Here is an 8,938-nt window from a genome sequence, read left to right as displayed (position 1 = left end):
TCCGTATCGCGCTGCTGTCCGCTGCTGTCCGCTGCTGTCCGCTGCTGTCCACTGCTGTCCGCAATGTCCGCGGACAGCAGCGGACAGCCAATCTCTGTGCATGACCATCCGTCGCTGCGAGGCTACTCCCACCGGAGATGCGCGTACATCGCATCGCTGGCTGGGATGCCGATGCCTCGTCTGAGGCGGCGGCATCGGGTGGTCCCATGTTTCGATCGGAGAATGGCGTGAGCGAGCATCGCCGGGTGGCGAATGAAATCAATACGGCCGTGGCGCACCCGGCGCGGATGTACGACTACTACCTGGGGGGTAAGGATAGTTATCCAGCTGACCGGGTCGCGGCGCAGAAGGTGCTGCAGGTCGCGCCCGAAGTGCGGTTGATGGCGAGGGAGAACCGCCGTTTCCTGGGCCGGGCTGTTCGCTACCTCGTTGCCGACGCCGGTATCCGCCAGATCATCGACATCGGCGCGGGCCTTCCCGCTGCCGGGAACGTTCATGAGGTTGCCCGGGAGATCGCCCCGGAAACACGGGTTGTCTACGCGGACAACGACCCCATCGTGCTGGCACACGCGAACGCGCTGCTGGCCGGGAGCGGGCCGACCCGCGCGGTTCCGGCCGACCTGCGCAAGCCGGAGGAATTTCTGGACGATCCGACGGTCCGCGAGCTGATCGACTTCAACGAGCCGGTCGGTCTTCTCCTCGTCGCAGTCCTGCATTTCCTCACCGACGGGGAGGAGCCTGCGGGGATCGTGCGGACACTGCTCGCTGCGCTGCCGGTCGGCAGCTTTCTGGTGGTGTCCCATGCCACCGGTGATCTGCGTCCCGAGGTGACGGCGCAGGTCGCCACCGTCTACGACACTGCGACGTCGACGCTGACGGTGCGCAGTCACGCCGAGATCTCCGCGTTCTTCAACGGCTGCGAACTGGTGGACCCGGGGCTCGTCCGGGTGCCGGTCTGGCGGCCGGATGACAAGCCTCCCAAGGGCCACACCAAGGTGTGGATCTACGGCGGGGTCGGCCGCAAGATCTGATCACATCCAATTCATCACTGTTTGCACTATGTAGGACTATCTGCGATGGCTCGGGTGTGCATATACCCGGACGTCGCACTCACTCCACCTCGCTCCTCCCAGCGGGAACTCCTCGAGAGGCATGGAGATGACGCCGATATCAACCGAGTTCTGTCCGCCGACCGCTGTCGTGATCATCTCAGGAGGGCTCGACAGCAGCACGCTCGCCTACCACTTCCAGGCGGGCGGCAGCCGTCTGATGCTGTTGTCGTTCGACTACGGCCAACGCCATCGCCGGGAATTGGACGCAGCGGCCATCGTCGCCGCCGGTCTCGGCGCCCGGCATCACATCGTCGACGTGCAATCGGTGGGAGCGCTGCTGGCCGGCAGCGCCATCACGGACTCGTACGTGGAGGTCCCTGACGGGCATTACACCGATGAAACGATGAAGATCACTGTGGTGCCGAACCGTAACGCGCTGATGTTGGACGTGGCGATCGCCGTCGCGGTCGTCGAGCAGGCCGACGCGGTAGCGTTCGGCGCGCACGCCGGCGACCACACGATCTATCCGGATTGCCGCCCGGAGTTCATCGATGCCCTCCAGGTATGCGCGCGGGTCGGCAACGACGGATTCCTGGCCGATGGGTTCCGCATCCTCGCACCATTCCTGACATGGAGCAAAGCTGAGATTGTCAGGCGTGGGGCGGAATTGGGTGTGCCGTTCGGGGAGACCTGGTCCTGTTACAAGGGAGGTGCCGTTCACTGCGGCCGATGCGGGACCTGCACCGAACGCCGGGAGGCGTTCGCGTTGGCCGGTGTCCCCGATCCGACCGTATATGCGGCGGGGTGACGGTGCCGTGTATCGCATCGGGAAGTGTTTCAGTTTCGACGCGGCGCACGTGTTACACGGCCTTCCCGCCGGTCACAAGTGCGGACGGCTGCACGGCCACACCTACACCGTGGAGGTCGAGCTCAGCGCACATCGCCTGGTCGACCCAGGATTCGTCACCGATTTCGGTGACCTCGCTCCCTTCCGGGTGTATCTCGCGGAGAACTTCGACCACCGGCTCCTCAACGATGTTCTCGACGTCGAACCGACCTCGGAGCTACTGGCCGAGCATCTCTTCGGCTGGTGCGTGACCCACCTGGAGCCGGCCGTCACAGGCCGCTTCACCGTGGTGCGGGTATCCGAATCGCCGTCCAGCTGGGCCGAGTTCCGGGGTGAAGCGTGACAGGCAGCCGGACCCTGCAGATCGCGGAGATGTTCGGCCCGACGTTTCAGGGTGAGGGGCCGTCATGCGGGCAGCGGGCGGTGTTCGTGCGTCTCGCGGGCTGCCCGCTGGCCTGCGTATGGTGCGACACCCCTTACACCTGGGACTGGTCACGCTTCGACCGCGCCGTTGAAAGCCGGACGGTCACGGTCGATGACGTCGTCACCTGGGCCAACGGTCTGTCCACCGACCTGGTCGTGGTCACTGGCGGCGAACCGCTGGCGCAACGACGCTCGCTGACAGCGCTGTGCACGATGCTGGCGGCTTCCGACCGCCGCGTGGAGATCGAGACGAGCGGCGTCATCCCACCCCCACAGGCGCTGACCGCCGTCGTGGCACGTTTCGTCGTGTCGCCGAAGCTGGCGCACAGCGGCATGCCCCGCTTTCGGCGTATCCGGCCCGACGCTCTGCACGCGTTCGCGCAGACCGGCAAGGCGGCGTTCAAGTTCGTCGTACGGACAGAAGACGATCTCGACGAGGTCGCCGAGCTGGCGGGCGCCCACAGCCTCGCCCCTGTCTGGATCATGCCCGAAGGGGCGACCGACGGCCAGGTACTCGCCGGGATACGCCGTCTCGCAGACCCCGTCCTCGCTCGCGGCTGGCACCTGACGAGCCGCCTGCACATCCTGACCTGGGGTGATCGCCGTGGCCGCTGACCCGTCGCCGTTGGACATCCACTCCAGCGGTTCCTTCGCCCGGATCTTCGACCGTTCCCACCTCTGGGTCGCGTCCGAGACCGGCGTCGCCGACGCGACCCGCTTGGTCGCCGCAGCGGCCAGCGCGCGCCACGGACCGATCGCAGAGGTGATCGGGATAGCGGAGGGCGGGCGGACACCGGCGGCGGCGATCGCGGCCCATCTCGATGTGCCCGTCCGGATCGTGCAGGCGCGTCACAATCCGACGCCAGCGCCGTATACCCAGGCCACCGGGCGGGTGAGCTGCGATGTCGACGGGATTCCGGCGGGCGGTCTGCGCGGCCCCGTGCTGCTCGTCGACGACATCTGCGGCACCGGCGCCACCCTGGCCGCGGTCGCCGGCGCCCTCGCCACGCCCGGTCTCCGACTGATCAGCTGTGTGTTATGCCTGAACGCCGGCGCGCTCATGACTCCTGACCTGTGGGTGTGGGAGGTCCGGGACTGGGTTGTCTTCCCGTGGGAGGCCGTCCCGAATACCCCACTCGCGCGGGTGGACCTACCGATTCCGACGGAGGTTCACCTCCGATGAACATCGATCGTCATCGTGTCACGCCTGTCTACCAGTACAGCACCCTGACCGCCGCCGAACAGGTCAGGCTCGCGGCCGACGCGATCAGCGGCGGTGACGTCGCGACGTTCGGCGCCCGCCACCTTCCCGAGGTCGAACGCCGGGTCGCCGCACGGGCTGGCCGCGCCGGTGCGGTCGCGGTCGACTCCGGTTCGGCCGCGCTCGCCCTCGCGGTGCGCGCGCTCGGCGTGCGGGCGGGCCAGGAGGTCGTCATCCCCGAGGTCGGCTGGGTGTCCATCGGCACGGCCGCCGCCCAGGCCGGTGCGACCGTCCGGGTCGCACCGGTGGACAGGACGTTGACGCCGAGCTGGGAACAGCTCGCACCTCTGGTCGGGCCGGCGACCGGCGCGGTCGTCCTCGCCCATCTCCGCGGACGGCCCGCCCCCGACATCGTGCGGATCGCCGCGGAACTGGCCGAGCGGCAGATCCCGCTCATCGAGGACGGCGCGCAAGCCTGGGGCGTCACCGTCGGCGGCCGTCCGGCAGGCGCCTGGGGAACAGTCGCGGCGTTCTCCGCGCAGACCTACAAGATGATCGCGGTCGGCGAGGGGGGTTTCCTCCTCGCCGACGACCTCGACCTGCTGTCCTTCGTCCGGGCGGTCGCGGGCGATACTAGAGTGCCTACGCCGGAGGCGGTGTGGCGCGGTAAGCAGCGGATGACCGAGGTCAGCGCGGCGCTCGCCCTCCCGCAGCTCGACCACCTGGATGCGCTCACCGCCGACCTGCGGCGTCTGCAACGCCGGCTCGTCGACCGCCTTCTCACGGTGGAGGGCATCAGCGAGATCATTCCTCGGACGGCCCGTGACATCGAGGACGGTAACGGGTCGCTGACCGGGATGTGGTTGCCGACGCCCGACACCGCCCGGCGTCTCGCTTCGGATTACTGGCGGGCCGGCCTGCGCTGCTGGTGGCCCGGACCCGGTGACCTGCACACCGCCGGCGCGTGGCCCGTCCAACCGGCCCGCAGCATGGTGGAGATCCACTCCTATCTGGATCTCCAGACGCCATGGCTCCCGTCTGAGCACCACGACAGCTTTGCTGATCACGTTGCCGCCGTCACCACCCGAACCCTGTGCGAGGTAGCCGTATGACGACCGTCGTGAACATGCCCGTCCGTGTCGGGTTGATCGGTTGTGGCATGGTCGCTGAGGAGTACGCCACCACGATCCGGATCAGCCCGACCGCGACCGTCATCGCCTGCGCCGATCAGATTCCCGGCGTTGCGAAGGCCTTCGCTGACCGGCATGGGATCCCGTTCGCTCTCGCCCCAGGCTTTCTCAGCGATCCGGATCTGGTGGACCTGGTGGTCATCCTCACCCCGCCCGACACGCACGCGCGCCTCGCTCGTGCTGCGATCGACGCCGGTGTGCCAGGTGTCTACGTGGAGAAGCCCCTTGCCGTCACAGCCGTCGAGGCAGCCGCGCTCGTCCGCGCCGCCGCGGAGAAGGGGACGTTGCTCGGCGCCGCACCGGATACCGTGCTCGGCTCACCCTCGCAAACCGCGCTGTTAGCCATCACGTCGGGGGCCATCGGACAGCCCCGTGCCGCGACCGCGTCCTACCTGTCCGCCGGGCCGGAACGGTGGCATCCGAACCCGGAGCGGTTCCATGCGGCCGGGATCGGCCCCCTCGTGGACATGGGCACCTACTACCTGTCCACTCTCTCCTTTCTGCTCGGGTCGATCACCGCTGTCCACGGCGCGGCGGCGACCTTCCGTCCGACCCGGACCATCCGGTGCGGGCCACGTGCCGGACAGAGCTTCACCGCGCACGCACCCACCCATGTGACCGCGCTGCTGGAAACCGACACCGGCGTGCCGATCACGTTCACCGCGAGCTTCGACGCTCCCAGCACCCGCTCCAGCCACCTCGAAATCCACGGGAGCGACGCCACCATCGTGCTGCCCGACCCGAATTTCCACACCGGTGTAGTCCTGATCCGCAGACGGGCCGGACAGGCCTGGAGCCCCTTACCACCGGCCAAGCCAGCCGTGGCGACGGTCGAGCGTGGCATGGGGGTTCTGGAACTCGCCGCCGCACTCGCCGGAGACGGCCGGGAGCGGATCTGCACGGGCGAATCCGGCCTGCACGTCGCCAACATCATTGAATCGATCATGAGTGTTGCTCAGGTGGCGTCGCCCACCCCGATCGCTTCGCTGGCTGGCGCTGTTCGGGAGGCTCGGTGACCACGCCTGTCGCGGCGCGCGCTCATGCGCCGTCGCACCGATGCCCTCCGGCACACTCGCTGATGCCGTGGGTGTGGGAGGTGCGTCGGCTCCGGACGGCGGCCCGCCATTGCATGCGCCGAGCCTCCAGCCCCGGCCCGGACGGGCTGACCTGGGCGCAGTACCGGGTCGGGCTCGGCGGCCGGCTGAGCGACCTGTCCCAGCGGCTGCGGACGGGGCAGTGGCAGCCGGGGCAGGTCCGCCACGTTGCGGTCGAGACGTTCAGCGGCAAGCCGTTCGACATCCTCATCTGCCCGGTCGAGGACCGCATCGTGCATCGCGCGATGGCCACGGCCCTCCAGCCGATTCTCGAAACCACGGTGCTGCGCGACTTCGTCTCCGGCGGCCGTCCGGGGCGTAACCGGCTTACAGCTGTCCGCGACGCGGCCCGGCACCTCGGCGAGGGTTATGAATGGGTGGCCGACATCGACGTCCGGTCCGCCGCGGCCGGACGCACTGTCGACGAAGTGATCGACTGGACGGCACAATGGGTGACAGACGGTTCTTACCTTCGTCTGCTGCGACGAGTCCTCGAGCCACTGCCGTCGGCGATGCACCCCGGCGCAGCGCTGCTCCCACAGCTGCTGCACCTGATGCTCGTGCCCGTCGACGAAGCCGTAGGTCATCTGCGCGTCGTCCGCTTCTACGACAACTACTGCCTGTTCACCCGCACGCGGAGTGACGCCCAAGCCGCCTACGATCTTCTCATCGCCGCGCTGGCGACCCGCCGGCTGGCTCCGTCACCAGCCAAGAGCGGGGTTCGGCACGCGCCGAACCCCGAAGATCTGTTTCTGAGCGGATGAACGGCATGCAGCTGCTGTCGTGGGCGCTGGTCGCCGGTGGCGTGTGCCCATACGGGGACCGGGCCCGGCCGCGTTCCGTTCCGCCGCTGGCCTGGACACGAACGCCGGTGACCTGGTCGCAGTGCGGGCGGACTCCACCGCCCGGCGTCAGCCCAAGCGCACCCGTCACCGGCCTCACGTTCCAGGATGCCGAAGTCCTGGCCGCACAGATCGGCGGACGGCTACCCACCAGCGTGGAATGGGAATGGATGGCGATCGGCGCCTCCCTGCGTCGCTATCCCTGGGGCGACCAGGAGTGGACACCGGCGCGGGCGAACCTGCGCGGCTCCCGGTACGGCCAGCCCACCCCGGTAGATCTCCATCCGGCTGGTGCGACACCGGACGGGCTCCGCGACGTTGCCGGCAACGTGTGGGAGTGGACATCGACCCCTGTCCTGGGCGACGGGTCGGTCATCCGGGGTGGCTCCTACCGGTCGCTGCCGCTGTACGCCCGCGGGAAGTTCCTCAACGCCGCCCCCCGCGACCGTGCGTCGGCGGGCATCGGAGTGAGGGTGGTCCGGAACCTATGACATCCCATGCGGCACATCAGCCTCTCCGGCGTCTTCAGCGGATCGGTCTGGTCTTCGCCCCCTACCGGTTCGACGAGCCCGCCGGGATCGAACGCAGCATTGCCGCGCTCGCCGATGGTTTGGAGGAACTCGGCCACGAGGTCACCATCATCGCCGCCGGGCCGGCCCGGCAGCCCGACGACCGGCGGGTCGCCCGGCTGCACAGCCTGCAACTCCCGCAGCTGCTGCACCCCGACACCTTCGACGCCGCGCTCACGCAGGCATCCGGGCTGGCCGCCGAACTCGACGCGATCGCTCATGATCGACGGTTCGACCTCGTCTGCTCGATGGACGCGCTCTGGGGCCTCGGAGTGCTCGGACGGTCGCGGGCAGCGCGGACGGGGCTGATGGTGCACGTGCTCACCGGATGCGAACCGCAGATCCGCGCTGCCCTCCGACAGCAACCGGATGTCGTCATCGCGCCCAGCGAGACGGTGATCGACCAGGCAGTTGCATGTGGTCTTGCCGCGGCGCGGTGGCGGGTGGTGCCGAACGCGCTGCACCTCGCAGGCCCCTCGGCCACCTCGGTTACCGCCCCGGGTCGGGATGCCCGCGAGCTCTTACGCCGCGAGGGCCCGGTCCGGGTTCTCACCCGGCTGGCACCGGACAAGGGGATCGTGCCGCTGCTCGAACACTTTCCCGCCTGGTGGCAGCGGGCGGTCGAGGTGGCTGTGGCCGAAGCCAGCTTCGAGTACCGCCCCGGTATGCACGCCGAGCTGCGGCGCTCGTACCACGCGGTTGCGGGTGCGTCACCCGCGGTGCGCACGGTGCCACCCCGACCGTGGGCACAGGTCCGCCCGTTTCTCGCCGAGGCCGCGCTGGTCATCGTCCCCTCGCTCGCGGAAACCTTCGGGCTGGTCGCTCTCGAAGCGCTCAGCGTCGGCACGCCGGTCGTCACTTACGCCGTCGGGAACCTGCCCGCCCTCGTGCGGGGTGCCGGTGTCATCGTGCCGACGATAGACGGTCCGCACGGCCTGTGGCTGGCCGCTGACCGGCTCCTCGCTGACGCCGAGGCATACCAGAAAGCGTCTGCTGAAGGACCGCGGCGTGCGGCGTCGTTCACGCCCGCCGCAGTCGCGCAACGGTGGCTGGCCAGTTTCGACGACACCGACTTCGACCTCAACACCACGACCACCCACTCCGATGATCATCGTGTACGGGGCGGTATCGCATGAACGCGATCATTGTCGGCTGCTCCCACCGCAAGGCCGGCTGCGGCGAGTACGCCGCCCTGGACCTGTATGAGGGCGGCTGCGTGCCCCAGCTCCGCGGCCGGGTCCACGCCCATCCATCGCTGCGCGAGCGAATCTTCGTTCTCTCCGCACGCTACGGACTCGTCGGCGCCGACGACCGCATCGCCTCCTACGACCAGCAGATGACGCTCTCGCGGGCCCGCGAACTCGCACGTTGTGTCGGCCGTGCACTCACAAGCCGGGTCTTGGTTGCCCCGCATCCCCGCGAACTGCTGGTGCTGGTGGAACCGGCCTACCTCGTCGCGCTCGCGGAGCTGCTGCGCGCCGACATCCGGCCGCGGCTGCACTGGTTCCCCGATCCGGCGGGCGACTGGCCGGCAGCCTGCGAAGTGATCGACAACTGGGGATGGCCGCAATGACGCTCCGCAACGATTTGCATGCGCGGGACAACGACTACGACCCGATCATCCGGACCTACCAATCCCGCGTCGGCAGGGCGTGGCAGGACCTCGCTGGGCACGTCACCACGGCGCGCAGCCTCAGTGTCGTGATCCCCGCCCACAACG

At 68.9% G+C, this 8,938-nt stretch carries 11 protein-coding genes; all 11 read left to right on the top strand.

From position 1 onward, the window contains the following. The first annotated feature begins 287 nt into the window (after window positions 1–287). The 11 genes from U9980_RS15710 (at window position 288) to U9980_RS15660 (ending at window position 8,791) form a co-directional block, all read left to right on the top strand. Entirely contained in the window at window positions 288–1,031 is a 744-nt protein-coding gene (locus U9980_RS15710; RefSeq protein WP_416210288.1) for an SAM-dependent methyltransferase, read from the top strand. Between the two features lie 121 nt (window positions 1,032–1,152). After that, window positions 1,153–1,860, top strand: a complete 708-nt coding sequence (queC, locus tag U9980_RS15705) for a 7-cyano-7-deazaguanine synthase QueC (RefSeq protein ID WP_416210287.1) — start codon at window positions 1,153–1,155, stop codon at window positions 1,858–1,860. Continuing rightward, window positions 1,847–2,242: a 6-pyruvoyl trahydropterin synthase family protein gene (locus U9980_RS15700; RefSeq protein ID WP_416210286.1), complete on the top strand. Its 396-nt coding sequence runs from the start codon at window positions 1,847–1,849 to the stop codon at window positions 2,240–2,242. Before queC ends, U9980_RS15700 begins: the two co-directional genes overlap by 14 nt. After that, on the top strand, window positions 2,239–2,937 hold the full coding sequence (locus tag U9980_RS15695; protein WP_322768600.1) for a 7-carboxy-7-deazaguanine synthase QueE: 699 nt from the start codon (window positions 2,239–2,241) through the stop codon (window positions 2,935–2,937). Before U9980_RS15700 ends, U9980_RS15695 begins: the two co-directional genes overlap by 4 nt. Next, window positions 2,927–3,505 (top strand): phosphoribosyltransferase, encoded by a 579-nt coding sequence (locus U9980_RS15690; protein WP_322768599.1) that lies wholly within the window; start codon window positions 2,927–2,929, stop codon window positions 3,503–3,505. Before U9980_RS15695 ends, U9980_RS15690 begins: the two co-directional genes overlap by 11 nt. After that, entirely contained in the window at window positions 3,502–4,635 is a 1,134-nt protein-coding gene (locus tag U9980_RS15685; protein WP_322768598.1) for an aminotransferase class I/II-fold pyridoxal phosphate-dependent enzyme, read from the top strand. The genes U9980_RS15690 and U9980_RS15685 overlap by 4 nt, the downstream gene beginning before the upstream one ends. Next, window positions 4,632–5,729, top strand: coding sequence for a Gfo/Idh/MocA family oxidoreductase (locus U9980_RS15680; RefSeq protein WP_322768597.1), 1,098 nt, complete (start codon window positions 4,632–4,634; stop codon window positions 5,727–5,729). The genes U9980_RS15685 and U9980_RS15680 overlap by 4 nt, the downstream gene beginning before the upstream one ends. A gap of 80 nt (window positions 5,730–5,809) precedes the next feature. Next, window positions 5,810–6,571, top strand: coding sequence for a reverse transcriptase domain-containing protein (locus U9980_RS15675; RefSeq protein ID WP_322768596.1), 762 nt, complete (start codon window positions 5,810–5,812; stop codon window positions 6,569–6,571). Window positions 6,572–6,576: 5 nt separating this feature from the next. Next, the gene (locus U9980_RS15670) at window positions 6,577–7,140 is read left to right on the top strand and encodes a formylglycine-generating enzyme family protein (protein WP_322768595.1); all 564 of its coding nucleotides are present in this window, start codon (window positions 6,577–6,579) and stop codon (window positions 7,138–7,140) included. After that, the gene (locus U9980_RS15665) at window positions 7,137–8,354 is read left to right on the top strand and encodes a glycosyltransferase family 4 protein (RefSeq protein ID WP_322768594.1); all 1,218 of its coding nucleotides are present in this window, start codon (window positions 7,137–7,139) and stop codon (window positions 8,352–8,354) included. Before U9980_RS15670 ends, U9980_RS15665 begins: the two co-directional genes overlap by 4 nt. Continuing rightward, complete coding sequence (locus tag U9980_RS15660) at window positions 8,351–8,791, top strand: DUF6884 domain-containing protein (RefSeq protein ID WP_322768593.1); 441 nt, start codon at window positions 8,351–8,353, stop codon at window positions 8,789–8,791. Before U9980_RS15665 ends, U9980_RS15660 begins: the two co-directional genes overlap by 4 nt. Window positions 8,792–8,938: the final 147 nt, after the last annotated feature.

The organism is Protofrankia sp. Cr1 (assembly GCF_963555865.1).
Classification (GTDB): domain Bacteria; phylum Actinomycetota; class Actinomycetes; order Frankiales; family Frankiaceae; genus Protofrankia.
This window is presented reverse-complemented; position numbering and strand designations above follow the sequence as displayed.

Coding starts and splice junctions, on each gene's coding strand:
- U9980_RS15710 (WP_416210288.1), top strand. CDS start 288: ATGTACGACTACTACCTGGGGGGTAAGGATAGTTATCCAGCTGACCGG.
- queC (WP_416210287.1), top strand. CDS start 1,153: ATGGAGATGACGCCGATATCAACCGAGTTCTGTCCGCCGACCGCTGTC.
- U9980_RS15700 (WP_416210286.1), top strand. CDS start 1,847: ATGCGGCGGGGTGACGGTGCCGTGTATCGCATCGGGAAGTGTTTCAGT.
- U9980_RS15685 (WP_322768598.1), top strand. CDS start 3,502: ATGAACATCGATCGTCATCGTGTCACGCCTGTCTACCAGTACAGCACC.
- U9980_RS15680 (WP_322768597.1), top strand. CDS start 4,632: ATGACGACCGTCGTGAACATGCCCGTCCGTGTCGGGTTGATCGGTTGT.
- U9980_RS15670 (WP_322768595.1), top strand. CDS start 6,577: ATGCAGCTGCTGTCGTGGGCGCTGGTCGCCGGTGGCGTGTGCCCATAC.
- U9980_RS15665 (WP_322768594.1), top strand. CDS start 7,137: ATGACATCCCATGCGGCACATCAGCCTCTCCGGCGTCTTCAGCGGATC.
- U9980_RS15660 (WP_322768593.1), top strand. CDS start 8,351: ATGAACGCGATCATTGTCGGCTGCTCCCACCGCAAGGCCGGCTGCGGC.